The sequence below is a fragment of the Bifidobacterium reuteri DSM 23975 genome (assembly GCF_000741695.1).
Taxonomy (GTDB): domain Bacteria; phylum Actinomycetota; class Actinomycetes; order Actinomycetales; family Bifidobacteriaceae; genus Bifidobacterium; species Bifidobacterium reuteri.
Genome location: NZ_JGZK01000002.1, coordinates 36,623 through 54,554 on the forward strand (window position 1 = coordinate 36,623; position 17,932 = coordinate 54,554).

The 17,932-nt window shown below is 53.7% G+C and carries 5 protein-coding genes; 1 reads left to right on the forward strand and 4 read right to left on the reverse strand.

Going from position 1 to position 17,932, the window contains the following annotated elements; genetic code table 11:
• Nucleotides 1-110: 110 nt before the first annotated feature.
• Together BREU_RS01745 and BREU_RS01750 are read right to left on the reverse strand one after the other, a co-directional pair.
• Nucleotides 111-2,483, reverse strand: a complete 2,373-nt coding sequence (locus BREU_RS01745; RefSeq protein ID WP_044089949.1) for a UvrD-helicase domain-containing protein — start codon at nucleotides 2,481-2,483, stop codon at nucleotides 111-113.
• On the reverse strand, nucleotides 2,483-9,037 hold the full coding sequence (locus BREU_RS01750; RefSeq protein WP_044089950.1) for a DEAD/DEAH box helicase: 6,555 nt from the start codon (nucleotides 9,035-9,037) through the stop codon (nucleotides 2,483-2,485). The genes BREU_RS01745 and BREU_RS01750 overlap by 1 nt, the downstream gene beginning before the upstream one ends.
• 166 nt (nucleotides 9,038-9,203) lie before the next feature.
• On the opposite strand from BREU_RS01750, the gene BREU_RS11140 reads away from it, so the two are divergent.
• The gene (locus BREU_RS11140; protein ID WP_052381979.1) at nucleotides 9,204-9,953 is read left to right on the forward strand and encodes an Abi family protein; all 750 of its coding nucleotides are present in this window, start codon (nucleotides 9,204-9,206) and stop codon (nucleotides 9,951-9,953) included.
• A gap of 52 nt (nucleotides 9,954-10,005) precedes the next feature.
• On the opposite strand, the gene BREU_RS01760 is transcribed toward BREU_RS11140, so the two are convergent.
• Entirely contained in the window at nucleotides 10,006-14,889 is a 4,884-nt protein-coding gene (locus BREU_RS01760; RefSeq protein ID WP_052381980.1) for an Eco57I restriction-modification methylase domain-containing protein, read from the reverse strand.
• Nucleotides 14,889-17,918, reverse strand: a complete 3,030-nt coding sequence (locus BREU_RS01765) for a DEAD/DEAH box helicase (protein WP_052381981.1) — start codon at nucleotides 17,916-17,918, stop codon at nucleotides 14,889-14,891. The genes BREU_RS01760 and BREU_RS01765 overlap by 1 nt, the downstream gene beginning before the upstream one ends.
• Nucleotides 17,919-17,932 lie beyond the last annotated feature (14 nt).

Below are 17,932 nucleotides of genomic sequence, written 5' to 3' on the forward strand. Positions count from 1 at the left end.
TGAAGCAACGTCAATCCGCATCAGGGGTGTAACCGACATATCCGCCGGTTACACCCCTGATGCAATTCTGATTCAGCTGCCGGCCGGCCAGCGGGAAAAGGAACCAGCTGTCACGAACGCCCCAACAACAGTACCTCTTTGCGAGCACGAGTCAATGCCACATAGATGAGGCTACGCTCCCGTTTGTAGAGTTCAGCTAGCGCCAGTTTGTCCGGAGCGGACTCGACGGCCCTCTCTGGAGGGCACGCGCCTTTCTCTACATCGACGATGATAACGTAGTCAAATTCCAGGCCCTTGACTCGATGCATGGTCGCAATGCGAATGCCGCGACGTTGCCGATCCTCTTCTTCGCGACTAAGTTGATACACTCCATACGGCAGATCTCGATCAAGGGTAGACGCCCAATGTTCTACGCGGGGGCCGGTCCTTGCCACAATACAGATGTTACGAGCATCCGCATATGCTTCTGATGGCGTGGATTCCCCGCCATCGTTATTGGCAATTTTGTTCAGACCGCATTTGCCCGCAATCCACTGCTCAACAAAGGTGATTTCATCCTCGGTAGTTGCAAATCTGCGTACGGTCGGAACGGGACCGCTGAAGAGAGAGCGACTATCACCTGCTTGTTCCGTGCTGCCATCCAAATCATCGCAAAGCACTGGCTGCGTTTCCTTGGTATCCGTGCCGGAAGCGGCGGCAAATACCGAGTCAATGAAATCGTCTGTGTCGATTTCAAAAATACGGTCTGCTGCAGCACGTATTTCCTCAGTGGTGCGATAGTTGATCCTCAAGCGCCTTGCGCGGCCACTGATATTGATGCCGCACTTCGACAGCACCACGGTACGTCTGTAAATTCGCTGCTGGGCATCGCCGACGATGAATATATCATTGTCGTGCGCATCAACAAGCGAGCGTAGGACTCGGTATGCCGGAGTGGAAAAATCCTGTCCTTCGTCAACTACTACATGTGCGTATCGTTTCGTCGACCGATTGGATTCATTGAGCAGGTTGGCGGTCATGCTCATTGCCATGTCAATATCGCATGCCTGGTATTCCTTCATGAGATGCTGGTAACGGTCTACAACCTTCCATATCGCAATCTTCTGGTCGCGGCCCAATCGCGTACCACGACCGCGGCGCACCACATGCAGATAGTCAGCCGCGGATGTAACTTGCTGTGGAACGATCACCTGTTCCCATTCGCTCTTGAAAAATTCGGCAGTCAGTCCGCTCAACGAGTCAGTTCCAACATCTCGTATCGCTTCCTTCCACACCATATCAATATTGCGCATCTGACCATCTGGACACGGATAGCCAGTGTCTTCGTACCAAATCTTGTATCCGTATCCCTTGTCTCGGAGGAAGCGATAGACGAACTTGTCAAGGTTGATCACATCGATCTTATCGAGCTCGTCATTGGTGCAGATCAGCTTCAGATTCGCCTGAATATCGGTAGCCAGGTTGGATGAGTAGGTGGTGAATAGAACTTTCTGCCGGCTCTTGCTATTGAGCAATAGTGCGGCCAATCTTTTGGCGCGGTGCATGGCGACGACGGTTTTACCCGTGCCGGCGCCACCGGTTAGACGGAACGGACCATGATAATTGCGCTCAACATACATACGCTGGGAGGAGTGAAGGAATACACGCCATTGTTCCAGAGGAGCATCAAGAAGACGCTGAAGATCGGATTCGCCTTGAACGACCACGAACGACTGCTGCGTATTGTAGGAAGACAATGCCTCCCGGAATGAAGTCGCGTGCGGTTTGACGGATGAGGTTTCCGATTGCTCGTCGGATTCGGCATGCGACGACATCGCTCCAACATGTGAAGACGATACCGTTTGTTCCAAACCAAGCAAAGGACTCGCAAGCTGAGAACTTTCCCTGGCCATTTTCAGTACTTCCGTTTTCGATTGTCCCTCTGCGGCAAGCTGCAGATAGACACGAGCATCTTCCGGAAGTCTGCCCAGCCAATGATTTAAATGATCCCATGTCCGTTGACGGATCATAATCGGCGCATAACTGTCGGGAACGCCGAGCTCCCTCATCTCATCTTCAGTCAATGATAAATAGTCGTTTGCTACAAGCCCGTCATGTGCTGCAGGCTCATGCAGAGCCTCGTCGCGTTCATGCTCGGTGATTTCATCAAACAACTGAATGGAGTTATTACGAGGGTTGACTTCAATGCGTTTATTCACTGCCCACGTATATGCATCATCGTGCTTGTCCGCATACAACAACAGATATTCACTGCCGTCATAAGCCACAATAATACGGTATTTCTGATCGATCCGAGCTGAATACATTTTTTTGTCAATTGAATTCTTAACTCGCTCCAGGTTGATACCCGTGGATTGCGGATTCCGCTGGAACTTAGTGATAAAATTCGACACCTTATGCTGGATCGTTTTCGGTAAAGCAAAGCAGGATGCTAGAAATTGCTTTCCAAACACCACTTCCGGCTTGTACGTTGCGTTTGCCATCAATTCCCCTCCTGCTTGTTGGAAAATGCCCGCAGCACTTCTTCTTCGTTTGTCATGATATTCCATTCGCTACTGGAGAACATAGCTTTGGGGTCCTCGCAATATGAATTTGGCACCAAGAATATGATTCGTTTATCCGTCCATGCGAACGTTACGGGAATAAACACATCAGCTGATTCTTCCACATCATCTCCGGGAAGCAGGTCCGGCGCCGGAATCCCCGCACGGATAAAGGATTCAGCTGCATGACGATCCTGTGCCTCAAGGATATCGTCCTGAAGAATCCTGTACCAGTCCCCGCCGATCTGCTCTTTCTCGTTCTCAGATGCGCGTTTATTCACCGCGTCTTGACACAGCGGAGCGTATACGGTCTTACTGGCGACGGCGCTGATCGTGCCGAAACGGAATGCATCGGCGAATTGCATGATATTGGCAACATGCCAAAAACTTGCCCATTCGCGCTTGAATGATTGGCGTTCTTCGTCGTCCAGAGTCGTCAGTGGATTATCGCCATCGAGATCGACTCCATTGATGGTGTCATCGAACAGGAGATCGTACTGGTTGCTGACGGTTTTATGGTCATCTTCAAGTGAGATACCAACGTACATATTGAGACGCTGAGCATGATGGAAATCAAATACATCACGCGCCATATAGTCCGTACTCGTGCCGATAAGCGCGTTTTCCAGCGCGGCCATGGTGTTCGCCTTTGCTGTTCCTTGCGTCATGTCTGGCCTGTCGATCATGGCGACTCCCAGCCCTTCCGCCTGAGAGGAAAGGACTTGTTCCGCATCAGGGTTCGACAAATAATACCCAAGCAGCGACAGAGCAGGAAGTTGCCCGGGATCCAGCTCGGCAGAAGATTCCACGCTCATCTTATACGCCTTCTTGCCCGGCATATCACTGACATTCAGCGCTGGATCGAGAAGACGCTTGTCATCGGGCGTTTCAAGGAAGCCCACAACATCGTCGTAGGTCAGTGACCACACTCGATATCCGCATCGACGCAGAGCTTCACGTTTAGCCGTGTCTTCGGCAACTATCCCTGCATGGAACTGCAGCCCATCCGTAAACACGAGCACGTCTTTACGACGCTTGGCGACACCATTCGCACCATTGACCGGTTGATCATCACTGACGCAGTGCAGCCGAAAATCGGGCTTGGACAGCACTGCCGGAACATTATCAAGCCGAGAAACATCCTGCTGCAGCTCGATTTCCCATTGAGAGTCGCCGATGATCATGAGGTATCCGTCATGATGTCCGGCGCGATCAATGTACGCTTGGGTCACCACGGCACGGCGTCCGCGCTCATCGGCTCCTTTGGCCAGAGGATTGGCGTAAAGACGACGCAACGCCTCCAGGAATTGGGCCTCCAGCTTGCTGTCCAATAGCTTGTTGACCGAGACATCCGATACGGTTGTGGTGCGCACGAACAGATCTTTGTTGCCAAGAATCGGTTCGATCATCGCCAATGCGGTCTTTTTGGAGATGCTGTCAAGATCCCGATTCTGCCGGTACGAATACAAGCAGCGGTAACAGCCATCATCGCAATCGCAATGGTTCATGGCCTCGTATGCTTGTTGTAGCACGTCGATCAGCCTGTCGCCGTTATCGGCGATCTGTTTCAGATAACCGGTTCCGCCGGGAACCGTATCGTAAATCACCAAGTAGATTTTGCGCAATCCAGAACCATCTCGCAGAGGCTCGTTGCTCAATGTCATAGCGAGATGAGCAACATTGCCGAATATGCGTGACATACCCAGCATCACTGCGGCTGTAAACGATTTGGCCATACTGCTGTCGCCAGAAGCATCAGCAATACCGGGAACGAGGATGCGCAGCATCTCGGTGTGAATTTCACGGAACAGGAACAAGCACTTGCTGGGTTCCTCGTCACTCAATATGTTTGTACGATTCGGACAGAAGTAAGAGTGATTGATATACCCTTTATCGTCGGCAAGCGTACCGCAGCGGACGCAGACATTGAAGCCATTGCGTATGCGTTTTTCACCGGCGACCGTCATTTCCCTGCCGTCGGTATCGGCCTTGCCGAAGTTGATTTCGCGTACCGTTCCGTGAGGTACGTACTCGTATGCGAAATCCGTGTCTCCATGATCGATCTTCCATGCTGATTCCACATCGTTCCGTTCGATATCGATCAACGAGTTCTTGACAAAGAGCATGCTGCTACGGTCTTCGTTGGAACCGTCAACGACGCTGTCGCTGTACCGTTCTTCCGAAATGACGGTGTCGATGCGCACCATCGGCCTTTCCTGCCCGACATCAGCCCATTGCGCGGAACCACATGACGGACAGCTGGCCGTGTTGCGAACAGAGGAGACCGGTTCCGCATGCGAACAGTTCGGACACAGTTTCCACATCACTGTGTCTTCGTCCATATCACCTTTGGCGAACAGGATACGGTTAATCACATACTTGCGGCCGGCGGCATAGAACGTGTTGCCCGGAGCGAGTTCCGTGATGGCAGAAGCCGCCGGACGCGTGAAGTCATGGGTCTTTTCACCATCCTGCCTTGGCGAAAGATCTTCGCCTTTACCATCCTCAGTGGGGATTCTATCCTCTTTGAGGATGGTATGCAGCGTCACTCCGGACTCGGGGAATGCATAGTTTGGTAGGATACCCTGATCCGAGAGGAAATTAAATGTATTCTGATCATTCAAGTTTTTGATGATCTTGTCGATGCCTCTAATCTCGCTGCGGCATTCGTTCTTCTGCTGCTGGTATGCCGAATCATCCGGCTTGGAGTCAAGATCCGTGATGATGGATTCGATTTGATGCTTCTGCCGTATGAGTTCGGCGATATGAGCATTCGTCTTTTGAAATACGCGATATATTCTTAGCGGCAGGGAATGCTGTCCGCTATCCGCATCATGTTCATTCGTGCCAAGCAGGAATTGCTCCAACTGCTCACGAAGGGCACCATCTTCTGCCGATTCTTCGAATTCGAATAGCTCGCAGAAGCGGTCAAGCAGCAGCATAGCATGGGACTGCACGTAATCGAGGAAAGTGAATGGGAATGCATTGCGCTGCTCTTCCCGTACATTATCTAGGCAAGATCGCAATTTAGTGGGAATGATCTCACTCGGATTCTCTCCATGAACGAGCTTCTCATGGACCCATGTGTCAAGAGCGTATGCAATGAGCTGGCGCTCCAGCACAGCGGTTGCATGCAGGAAAATATGTGGAGGAGTGACATCCCCGCCGATCATATCTAGTGGGTGCTGGTAAAAATACATGTCGTGCGGCTTGCTGTTGGCAACGGTCAACACTAACGAGTTGCCGTCGCGACGTCCGGCACGTCCGGCACGCTGGATGTACCGTGCTTGGCTTGGCGGCATCGATGCAAGTATTACCGTGGACAGATCTCCGATATCGATACCCATCTCCAGCGTTGGAGTGCAGGTCAGCACGTTCACTTCGCCTGGAGTATGTTCGGAGCCTTTGAATTGCTTTTCAAGCTTCGTGCGATCATCGCCGTCAAGCAGACTGGTATGCTCCGCTGCTCGGATACGTTCGGCCGGTTTGGAACGATACAGTTTGCCGTAGTATGACAGTTCCAATGCCGCGGTTGCATCCGTATTGAGATGCAGGCGCCCCGGGCATTGGCGGGTAATGCAGCGTGAGCCTTCCCGCACCTGCAGATTTTGCGTGGCGCACGAATAGTTTCGGCCACAAACAGAGCATACCAATTGCGACACATCCGTGCTGATACGGCATTCGTTTTCGTTCAAACCGTATACGTGCTTTGTGCCGAATTTGCCTGCAAACTCCCGTTTGGCGATGAACCCTGCGTCAACGCACGTGTCCAAAGCACGGCTCAATAGTTCGTGGGCTATGTCTCCGACCAATGCGTTATCCGCAATGTATCGGTTAGCCATACGTACATATTCGATTGAACCGAGCGTGTCGTAGGAATCCTTGTGCGCGCCTTGGGGCGTATCCGCGAGGAATCTGGGGAGTACGTCAAAATACGATCCGGGGCTCCACCAGTTACCGGTTTTCTTGCCATATTGCAGGAAGAACCGGTTTGCGTCTACGGCAAGGTATCTCTCATAAGAGATATCAAAAAAGGCACCCTTGGACCGAATCAGATCAAGCAGTCCGACAATCAGGCGCGCCCAATCCTCGGAATGAATCACGGCATCGTCGACACCGATTTCGTTGATGCACCGTTCACGGAATCGCATCGCCGTCTGGTTGAGTTTTTGCTGATCGAAGTACAGCGTTGCGCAACCGGATTTTTCCAATGTTCGGCCGACACGAGAACGCAGACCGAATTCGAATAATGATTCGAGACGCAAACGGCGACCGATCCATTCGATAAGACGTCTACGCTCAGGGCCACCCGGATTGCCCGCGAGCACGGACTCATATTCACGCATCCATGTCATATTGGGTGCAATAAACCGTACAACGTATTCCGCGTCGTTGGTGTATTGACGACGGTAGTAGTCGTTCTGACAATCAAGGAATTGGGCGAATGTGGCGTTATCCTTGTCGTCGTGCTGGATATAGTCCATTGCCGAATTGCGAAGAGCGAAGCGCCACGTATGATCGCTGAGCGCGCTGGCGCGGAATGATGCATCCTGCACGCTGTCGGAAAATACGATGGTCTTATCATCGTCATTGTAGGCATCGGCGAAAAGTTGCGACAGCATGACACCGATCTGGGTCGTAGAGCGCAAACCCACCAGTGCGAGGCCACGTTCGCTGGCGCAGAAGGGACACCGGTAATGACGACGGTTGGGGGCCACCAGCTCAAGAACACGCTCCCGTACCGGAACCCGTTGCGAACCGCATTCCGGGCATGCGCATTCACTGCCATCGTCCGATTCCATCGTGCTGCCACGCATGCACTGTGGACAGAACCATGCGGCCGGCACGTCGTTCAACTGTTCCTGGTCCGACTTGATATACGGTTGCAGGATCAGGAACTGGTTGTTGGGCTGGAAGGAGAAGTATGCATTATAGAATGCTTTCCTGTCCGAAGCGGTGACTCTGCCGTCTTTGCCGGTAAAGCCGATCCATGCGGTGCCACCGCAGTCACGACAGTTGATGACTGGCAGGTATTGTTCGCTGATTGTTTTGTCGAGCTCAAGGGCGGGTTTGAATTGGACCGTACCGTCAGCCGGGACGATATTCGCGGTAAGCTGGCGCAACTCCTTAGACCACAGCTGTACCTGCACGTCAAGGAACGGGCGCGGATGATCGGCGTTCCCCGTGCGAGCATAAGAGACAAGTGCGATTAGCGCATCTACCGCCGCCTGCTGCTGTCTGGCATCAAGTTGGCTGAAACGAACGTATTGCGTAGATAGCCGGTTCAGTAGATCCGTGCCGATACGTTGTGGTTGCAATGACAGCAAAGCGGTAAGAGATGCAAGGAAGCGGGAGCGTCGAAGCTGCTGGCCAAGCGCTATGCGAGCCTGCATGCTATCGAGGTCAGCGTCGTCCGGCGCGTTAAGCCACGCCTGCGCGGCGTTTTTAAGATAGATATCCGGTTCCACATCGGATTCGAGACGAATAAGCTCATCTGCCTGTTTCCTGTCGGGAATGGTTGAATCGTATTCAAGCAGATCGGTGTCGTTGCCGGCAAAAAACTCTTCCGAACTAATGCGGTTTTCGGTTATGACTGAATGTTCCGGGTCAAATTCCGTGTGGAAGATTTCGGACGCGTACTGGCATACCGCAGCCTTGGAATCGTCGGTGCCCATGGTGGCTGAGGTGCCGATGAAACATATCTTAGAGGAGTCAGCATGCAGACGGTCGGTGAGACGACGCAACAGACAGGCAAGATCGGTGCCTTGTGCACCGTCGAACGTGTGCAATTCGTCAACGACAAAGTATCGTAATGTGTCTTCGTCATTGTGATCCCAGAGCCGTGAATCTTCAGGACGGACCAGCAGATAGTCGAGCATCTTGTAGTTGGTGAGCAGGATGTCCGGCGGATTACTCAGCAGCGTGCCATGATCGGTGATGATGGCATCCTCGGTCATGACTGTGCTCGCGCTTTTGCTGCCCAGGCTTTGCTCGCCGACGTACATGCCGGCTGTCACATTGCCGTTGAGTTCGACACTCCCTGCAATAAGCGATGCAATACGTTTTGCCTGATCAGCGGCCAACGCGTTCATCGGGTACACAAGAATCGCCTTGATGCCGCGACGTCCATATTTGGTGCGTTGCTGATAGCAGTAGTCAAGTATCGGATACAGGAAGCACTCCGTTTTGCCCGAACCCGTGCCGGTGGCAACCAACGTGGATTGGCCGTTGGCTATGCGCTTGAATGCCGCCATCTGATGCATGTATGGCCGATACTGCGGATGCAGGCATTCGTTGAATGGGAACGGCTCGTCATCCGCAACACGGAACGGCAACTTGACTGAGACGAATGGGTCGAGCGAGAGCGCTCCATCCTGATTCGCCAGCGATCGAATCGACCCTTTGAACGGCTTGCTGGTCATGGGGAACGTGGTCTCCAGATAACCCGCCAATCCGTTACGGATGTGTCGTGCCAAAACGATTGGAATCATCATTGTCCTTTCCACGCACCATGGCCATTGCCTAGATTGTAGCGCCCTTACAGAGCATAAAGACGGGCTATGGGGTAGCATGAGACAAACAAATGACCCCGGTGAGAACCGGGGTCATCGACGTAGAGCGCTTCAGCCTTTCGCCGAAGCAACATGGTAAGGATAGCATGTGGGGACGGAATCCGGCAACCTGTTATCTCCTGCGGCGCAATCGCCAGTGGCCGAGCAGATGCTGAGTCAGCCACGTTTGCAGCCATATCTGGATGCTGCCGATAACGATATGCAACGTGCGGTCGAACTGTACCGTTGGAATCAACGACTTACTGGAGTGGTGCTTAAACACAGCTCCGATGTGGAGATCGCGGTGAGGAACGCGTTGGACGCTCAGCTAGTTATCTTGTGCCACAACGAGTTCGGCATGGAGGACTGGATCGGCCCAGAGTCTGACAGCACGCCCGAGGAGATCTACGGTTTGTTGAGAAAAGGCATACAGGAGGCAAGGGTGCATGCGCTAGCAGAGTCCCGTCATAGACCGAAAGATCATCCCCGATACCGTTGTGCACCCAATCGTGATGATGTGTTGGCACAGTTGACGTTTGGCACGTGGGACCTCCTGCTCGGCGCAGACTTGGCCAGCGGCATGCAGGACGCGATACAACAACGCCTGTGGAGCCAAGGGCTATGCAAGGCGTTCCCCAATGGCAGACAGGACGATGAAGGGCGTCGTCGTATTGCTGTCCGATTGAAGCGCATTCGCAAGCTTCGTAATCGTGCAGCCCATGCGGAGAACCTATTGCGAGTCGAGCCGGAGAAGCGTCTGACGGATATGCTGTCGGTGCTGTCGGCCATCAGCAAAGAGTTCTCCACATGGTCGATGCAGGCGAGCCCCTACCGCGCGATTGTCAAAGAGCGCCCATAGTCATGCTGCCAATGCCGGTCCGGCTTCCACGGGACGCCGGACCGGACCATAGTCAATCGGATTGCGTTGACCGTGTTGCACGATCGCTTCGCTCTACTGCAAGTTGGGATGCGTATTTGTGTTCGAAGAACGCCCATGCAGTGCGGTAATCGTCGATGCGGTCGCAGCGGTCGAATGGGGCTACGTATTCGATGGTGCGTTCGAAGGGACCGCCGGGCTGGGTGTCGTCAGTGATCGTGCGCGTGAAGACACGTCCAGCTTGCGCGTTGCGGATTTTGTTGAAATCGACCCGCTTGTAGATCAGATCGCCATAGTTCTTCTTGGAGAAGACGATGCGGCCGTTGGCGTCATACCATGTATCATCCTCGTAGCCCTTGAGCACGGTGAACGTGAGACGGTAGATGTCGATGAGCTCATCCAAGGTGAGTCCCAAGGCCATCGAGGCGAGCACGTCGAGTTCGACCAGCGCCTGACGGCGCTCATAGTCGGTGCGCAGCGGCGTATGCCAGTTCCACTCACGAGTAAGTGCGGAGAACGTCTCCGGGGTGAGACGTGGTTCGTCCTTCGCCCAGCCCATTGAGGTGTATGCATCCTCCCAGCACGATTCCCACAGTTCCGCAAACGGTTTGGTCAGGCAATTGAGGAGCAGACCGCGGAGAGCGATTTCAGAAGAGAGGCAAGAGTCTGGAATAGGAGTCATGCTTAACGTCGTGGCATTGATATTCATTTTGCCGATAGAACGAACGAAGAAATCATACGGCAGAGCGGCCTGAAGGCCGCTCATGAGCGCAAGCAACGCGTAGCGCTCTGGGTGAACGCCATAGCCCGCTATGGCGTGCACCCAGGCTACGCCTGGGTGCACGCCGGCTAATTGCAGCGTGCGTTCGCCTGACAATGGAACCATTCCTCGACAAGCTAGCCTATACACCGCATCGAATCGGCTTCCGTTCGCCATCTTCTGTATGCGTTGCTCGTATTCGCTATCTGAGCATGCTTGCGCGTACTTGACGCGCGGCTCGTAGTCCTCACCGATGGTGGTCAGGTCCACGAAGTCGTAATCGCTGTTGGTCTTGTAGTTGCGGCGGGTGGATTGCAGTAGCGGGTTCCCTACGCCAATGAACGGACTGGAGAAGATCACCGGTTCGCCGTCACTCGGGAAGTGGACGTCATCCCTGATGGTGCCATCCTTGCGTGAGTTGGTCTCATGCCACATACCCGAATAGGTGACGACGTTATCGTAATCACGTAGAGTCTTTGGCACTTCAGCCATACGTTCCAGAGCAGTGACCAGCTCACGTGCATAAACACCGACCACGGGCGTAGTTCGCCATGATTCCTCGGTGCCATCCCCCACGAGTTTGGAAAACATCTTCAACGCGTGCTCGTCAACGGAAATGATGCGATCCTTATGCCCGCGGATATTCCATGTACCGGCTGTTTCGTCCTTGATGGTCGGGATGTCACCGGAGCCGTCCGATGCATAGCATTCGTCAATGGTCTTCGGCTCATATAGATTCCAGATCGAATCAAATCGAACCGACGTGTCTGCTAATTCAGGATTCTGGTACACATTCAGACTGAAGACAGTATGATGATCAACTCCGACGAACAGTTTCCGCTCATTGACGAACTGGAAGTGATACTTGAGCCTACACATCATCTGTTCTCGCAGAATACTAGCCTTAGTGTCGCCATATATCTCATCCGGATGCACGAACGCGCTCACGCCGTTCTGCTGCCGCGTGAAGTCGAAAGCGTTCGGCAGGAAGCAACGGAACAGATTCGTCTGCTGACCTTGCAACAGCGAATAGTTGCCCTTCGAGTTATAGAACGATAACTGACCCTGAACAGATTCGAACTCGTGAACGAACGTGTCATGAGTACGCTGGTCCGTCAGCAGATCCGGCAGTTTCTTGTTCAGATCGGATGCGCTGATCGCCTTGACCGCATACCGCGGGTTCACATCGGAAATAGCGTCGGCTGCGGTCCATTGCAACTTCACCCACGGCGGGTTGCCCACCATGAAGTCGAATCCGCCATCCTTGAACACGTCAGCGAACTCCAGCTCCCAATGGAAGAAATGCTGTTCCGCAGCGATCTCCTCCACCATTCGAATACGTTCGTTGATTGGCCGGTTGCTGTTACGCAGCTCATCCAAATTCACCTTATGATCGGTCACGTAATCGTGCGGGGTCTCGTTGTCGCCCACAGCCTCATCAAGCGTGAGCTGACCGCCCTCATACAACAGGTCGAAGTTCTCGCTAGACACGTCGCCTGTCAGAATCATCGACACATCCGCCAGGTATTCGGCGCGGGTCGGCAGCTTGTCGGCCTTGCCGATCGGCCAGAACCACAGGGCGCACCAATAGTCCATCGCCAGCTTCAAACGGGCGTATTCGCTGGCGTTGCGCGCATGTTCGGACTTGTATGTTGAGTCCATCTTCTCGTCCTTCTCACGAATGGTGAGATTCACCGAGTCAAAGACGTGAGCGTCCAGAGAGCCCTGAGTGCTGTGACGATTCGACTTCGTCAGCTTTTCCTCGTCCGTATCGCTGTAACCATAAATGGCGAGTTGATCGCGCGTATCATGCTCTAGTTTTTGCCGCTTTGCAATCTGGCCTCGCCACAGTTCATCAGTCGCTTTGGAAAGCTGTTTCATCACATGCACCTGCGCGTCCGAATATGGCGCGGTAAATGCCTTCCGCCATTGCTTGATCATATCAAGATGATTCCGTTCGACGGACTTGACGATTTTGTCATCATACGAACACATACCCGGATCGCCGGTAAAGAACCGGTAAACACGATTCTCGCGCGATGAGCTTGCATCAAATCCGATGCGCTTGGGCGCGACCTCATACCAGTGCCGGTTTTTCGCCTTGGTCTTCAAATCGCTCTCTGTGTAGCCGGCACGTCGTGCGCCAATCAGCGAATTGCCGCACCGAAGCTGAGTGCCGAACCACGGTACGAACGAACCCTCGCAGATCGTGTTCAGCCACAGCGACACCTCTCCCAATTCCACGGCGATCGGGTTCAAATCCACGCCGTAGATGTTGCGGTCGGCGATGAACATCTTCACCCGCTGCAGTTCCGCCTGACGGCGTTCAGCCGGGATGGCCGCTCCAGGACCCTCCTCGGCCACACGCTCCTTCTCACGCATGGACAGGTACTTGGCAGCCAATTGGTTGATCGTTTCGTTCAAGAACGTCGCGGAACCCATCGCCGGTTCGCAAATTTTGAGGTTCAAGATGTCGGTGGCCTGATGAATGCGCGGCTCGATCTCCTTGAGCGCATACCGCACCAGACATTCGGCAAGAGAATCCGGCGTGTAGAACGAAGCCGAGGTCTCCCGTTCGCGACCGGCCAAACGGTAGATGAACGTGCCCGGTGCATAGGTGCGAGGTTCGCCCTTATGCGGCCCGGATGCGTACCGTACACGTTCATCTTCCGAATACTCATGCAGCTGGCCTTCGCCTACGAAATAACCTACCTTCAACGGGTCGAAATCGTCCTGCGCGCGCTTGACCTCATACAGTTGTTCTTTGGCAATGAACCCACGATAGGAAAGCAGCGCCTCATACACGGCACCCATCTGGCTGATGCCAAGCGTGGCATATGAGATACGCTGACGGCGAGCAATCTTCCCCTTCTTGCCAGAATCGGACTGGCCTGCCGTCGTCACGCTCATCAGATCGATGATCTGCAGCATCACGCTGTCGCGAAGCACCGCATTTTCGATCAATGCGGTACGTTGCGGATCGAAAATATGAGCCTTCAACGGCGGCACCACGAACATGGCATCGGCTATGGCACTATTCTGCACATGCTTTAGCATGCTGGCGCTCATCGGGTATCCATCGAACACCAGATGATTGAGCTTCCGCAGTGTATCAGCCAAGTACGTGGTGTCTTCAGCCTCATCCATACGTCCGCGCATCTGCTCGGCGATGTCGCGCAGGCTTTCCAGCGAATATGCGGTACGGTAAATCTCCGATTTCATCGGCGCATACCCTAGATCGGGCTTCGCCTCGATGAACAGCAGGAACAACAACCGATACATGTAACGCAGGCACTGCACGGTAAGGTCGGACGCATCAATGCCGTCAGGGCCATCGAGCGGACGTCTCTTGTTCACCGTCCAATCGTGAATCACCTCGTTGCCGAGGATCTCCACGCATTCGCGCAACGCTGAGCGCAGACTGTCGGACACGGACACCGCTTGCTTGCTGGACTCGTCATCGAATGAGTCAAGCACCGAATCACCGTCGGCTGGACACAGGCTCGTCCGGTGCAGCAGCACGGCCACGGCATTGTAGACATGTGGTTCGTTACGGCTGAAAATCGTGTCGAAGTCAAACAGCATGCACTGTTTGTCACCCCACTTACGACGGTCGATCAGCACCGCCTGATGCAAACCGATCGCAACTATCCAACGTGCCGGCTCATCGAAATCCGCAAGCAACATGCGTGCGCATTCCTCGCAGGTATATGACGACTGTTCGACCGGGCTTTCCAGAATACTGGAATCAGGATCATTGACGAGTGACACGAGTATCTGCACCTGCGGCCGCCCCTGGCTGTCATTCACCTGCATGTGCACAGGAATCTGCACGCCTGACTGCTGATCGACTAGCCCGGCATTAACCACCGTGCTGGCATCGTGCACGTATCCGAGAGCATCCAACAGGCCGTCCACGAATGCGCCGATTGACTCCTCTTCGAGTAAATCGGACTCATTGTTGACGATGGCCGCATATGCTTGCCGTTGCGCCCGAACACGATACGCAGGCTTCCGCTCAGCCGGCAGATCCTTCCACTGTTCAGCGATTACCGAACGCACGGCCTTGGGGAAAAGCTCCTGCATGTAAAACGGCGTGTAGAAGCCATTGACGGATTCAAGCCCCGGAAAGGTTTCGTTCAGATCATTGTCGCTCATTAGTTCACTCCTACAAACGCCGCAGCAATGCGGATTACCGGCTCTCCTGACGCGGTCAGCGTTTCGTTGACCCACTCATCATATTCGTCGTACATATCATCGAGTTTGCGCTGCTGATCGGCCAGATCGGAATAACCGGCGATAACGAGGCTTCGTCGATTCCTCCACTCCGTAATGCGCTCGAGCTGCTTATCGATCTCCGGGCGGGCAACATTCTGCTCGTAAGCGTCACCTCGTTGCCACAGTTCCTTCCGGCCTCGCCGCACCGCGTCGGCTAGCAATAATTGCGCATGCTCAACCTGCTGTTCCGACGGTTCGGAATTTGCGGTATTGGCATACTCATACCGTTCCGAGTTCGGCTCCTTGCGGCCACGATAGCCGGTGATCTTCCACACATCTTCCATCGGCAACAGATCAACGAACTCGTCATTGCGATATCGCAGCCCAAACCACTCATCCAGCACCGGTGTGGCATGCTCATTCGCAATCATGCCGGTTAGCAGGATGATTGTCTCGTCGTCAGCCAACCTGCCGTTCGTCACGCCGATGATCGGCGCCTCCCCACGTCGATACAACAGTGACGTAGCTTTGGTGCTGATCCATTCCATCAACGGATTCAATGCCCATAGATACTGGGTCCGACTCCAATTTTCTCCACGAAGCTGGGCGGTGATGCCATGCGCCATGCGTTCGCAGTAGCTTGCATCAGTGCTCCAAGTGCCGGTATCCTCACGCAAGGTCTCCGTATTCGGCACCCGCCGACGCAACCATGCACGTAGAGGGCTGTCCTTATCAAACGTCACGGTAAAACCTTGCGCGTCCGTTAGTTGCTGAAGAGACCGTATCTTGGTGGAATCCTTGAATTCCGTGCAATTCAGGCCCTTCCACGCGTAAGAATAGTCGTCCATTAGCGTAAGGTTCGTATTCGCACGGTCACTATCCACATCGCCACCGTCCGCAGCATCGCTGTTGCCGTCATCGGCGTTGTTCATGATTCGCGAAAGCAGATAACCGGATAGGTCGAATGCCGATTCGCTATCGACAGCCTCGCTTCGTCCGTCATTGTTGCCAGTATGACTTACCGTGCGGTCTTCATCGATGTCCTCATCGGGAATACGCAACAGTTCGCCGAACTCGGCGGCCGACATGTCTGATTCCATGGCGTTGCGAGTGACGGCTTCCTCATCCTCGATGTCGAATTTGCCCATCAACAGCGCGGGATCGCCGATATTGCTGTACGCCTGCTGTTCCTTCTCGCGTAAAATCTCCAGGATACGAGCATCGCCCTTGATTTTCTCGTTATGAGAATCAATGGCCATAAAACGAATATCCGGCTGTTCGCGCTGCCCGTAACGGTCGATACGACCATTACGCTGTTGAAACACCATCAGTGACCATGGAGTATCGAAATGAATAAGACGATGGCTCAAATAGTGGAGGTTCAAACCCTCGGAAGCCACATCCGAAGCAATCAGCACTCGGATCGGCGATGTTCGCTTGCCAAACTGTTCGACGATCTTCTGCTGATCAAGGTCGCTCATCTGCCCATCCATCGATACGATGGCGCCTTTCGGCAACGAGAGATCCTCACGCAGGCGCGACTCCAGATAGTTCTTCGTCTCGATGCGTTCGGTGAAAATAACGATGCGGTCATCGGGCCTCTTGCCATCCCAACCGTACGCCGGATTCCGCAGCATTGAAAGGAGCTGGACATAACGAGAAAAGTGCCGTGGCGTAATACGCTCAAGTATTGAACGGAACTCCTCAAGTTTGGCCGCATCGCCGGTTCGATCAGCGGAATCGATCTTCCTAAGCTTCTTCAGTCGCGCGTCAATAGTCGCGATACAAGCCGCAGGAGACGAGAACAGGCTCTTCTCCAGCAGCGTACGAAACAGTCCGGAATTGGCATTGCGACGATTGACGTCCATACGCAGATGCATGGATGTCAGACAGTCGAATGCCTCCTCTTCGACCGATGAGGCTTCGCAGTGAATCTGCGTGACCTTTCGTTCCGGGAAACGTCCCGATACGTCACCAATCACGTCCTTCTTGAATCGACGAACATACAGCTGGCGAATATCAGCCTTCGTGTAATTGTCCGGGTCGGGTAATGTGGTCGGGTCAAGCATGTTCATCAGCGAAGCGAAACTGCGCGCCTTACCATCATGCGGCGTTGCGGATAACATAATCAACGTGTCCGAACGGGAGGCAAGCCGCTGAGCCAATCGTGAGCGTTGCGCCTTACGCGAGCCGCTACTGCGATCAGCGACGTTCTGCGCCTCGTCAATCACGATAATGTCCCAGTATGATGCATCGAGCGCCGCACCATACTGAATATCGCGTTTGATCGTGTCGATAGAGACAATCACCTTGTCGTAATATGAAAATGGATTCGCATTCGCCGGTATTTCGGAACGGATTTGTTGAATGCGCGACGAGTCCAAACTGATCAGCGGAATCGTAAACCGCTCCCACATCTCCTTCTGGAACTGGAGCATCATGCTCTTGGCTGTCACGACAAGAATGCGACGGCCCTTATGCCGTTTGATAAGCTCCGACATGAGAATGCCAGCCTCCAGCGTTTTGCCGAGGCCCACCGCATCGGCTATGAGAATACGCTGACGAGGTTGAGAAAGGGCCTGCTTGGCCGGAACAAGCTGATACGGCAGCGAATCCATGGCGGCCTTGTCTCCGACATGAATCTCCTGATCCGTCGGAGCCGTGGATCTCAACAGGCTTTCGATAAACAAATGGGAACGATCCGCATGTTCCGACATGTCGGGAATAAACCGAGTCTTGACAGGATCGACCGGCTCGATATCGTCAAGATCATCGAGGAATGTCGACTGTGAATCACGGACAAGCGGAGAAATTCCGGTACACGTCACGGCATGATTTCCAAGTGAATTTGTCTCGACCTTGGAGATGAGCCATTCCTGGCCACGCACCAATACGCGCATTCCCGGAGACAGAATGCTCTGCTGATTCTTCAGATTATTGTCGGTTATTTGTGACTGAATCAATGCCATCTCCTTTTCTTCCA

Bases quoted from the DNA above. Each gene is read 5' to 3' on its own strand.
- BREU_RS01750 (WP_044089950.1), bottom strand. From the start codon at position 9,037: ATGATGATTCCAATCGTTTTGGCACGACACATCCGTAACGGATTGGCG.
- BREU_RS01765 (WP_052381981.1), bottom strand. From the start codon at position 17,918: ATGGCATTGATTCAGTCACAAATAACCGACAATAATCTGAAGAATCAG.
- BREU_RS01745 (WP_044089949.1), bottom strand. From the start codon at position 2,483: ATGGCAAACGCAACGTACAAGCCGGAAGTGGTGTTTGGAAAGCAATTT.
- BREU_RS01760 (WP_052381980.1), bottom strand. From the start codon at position 14,889: ATGAGCGACAATGATCTGAACGAAACCTTTCCGGGGCTTGAATCCGTC.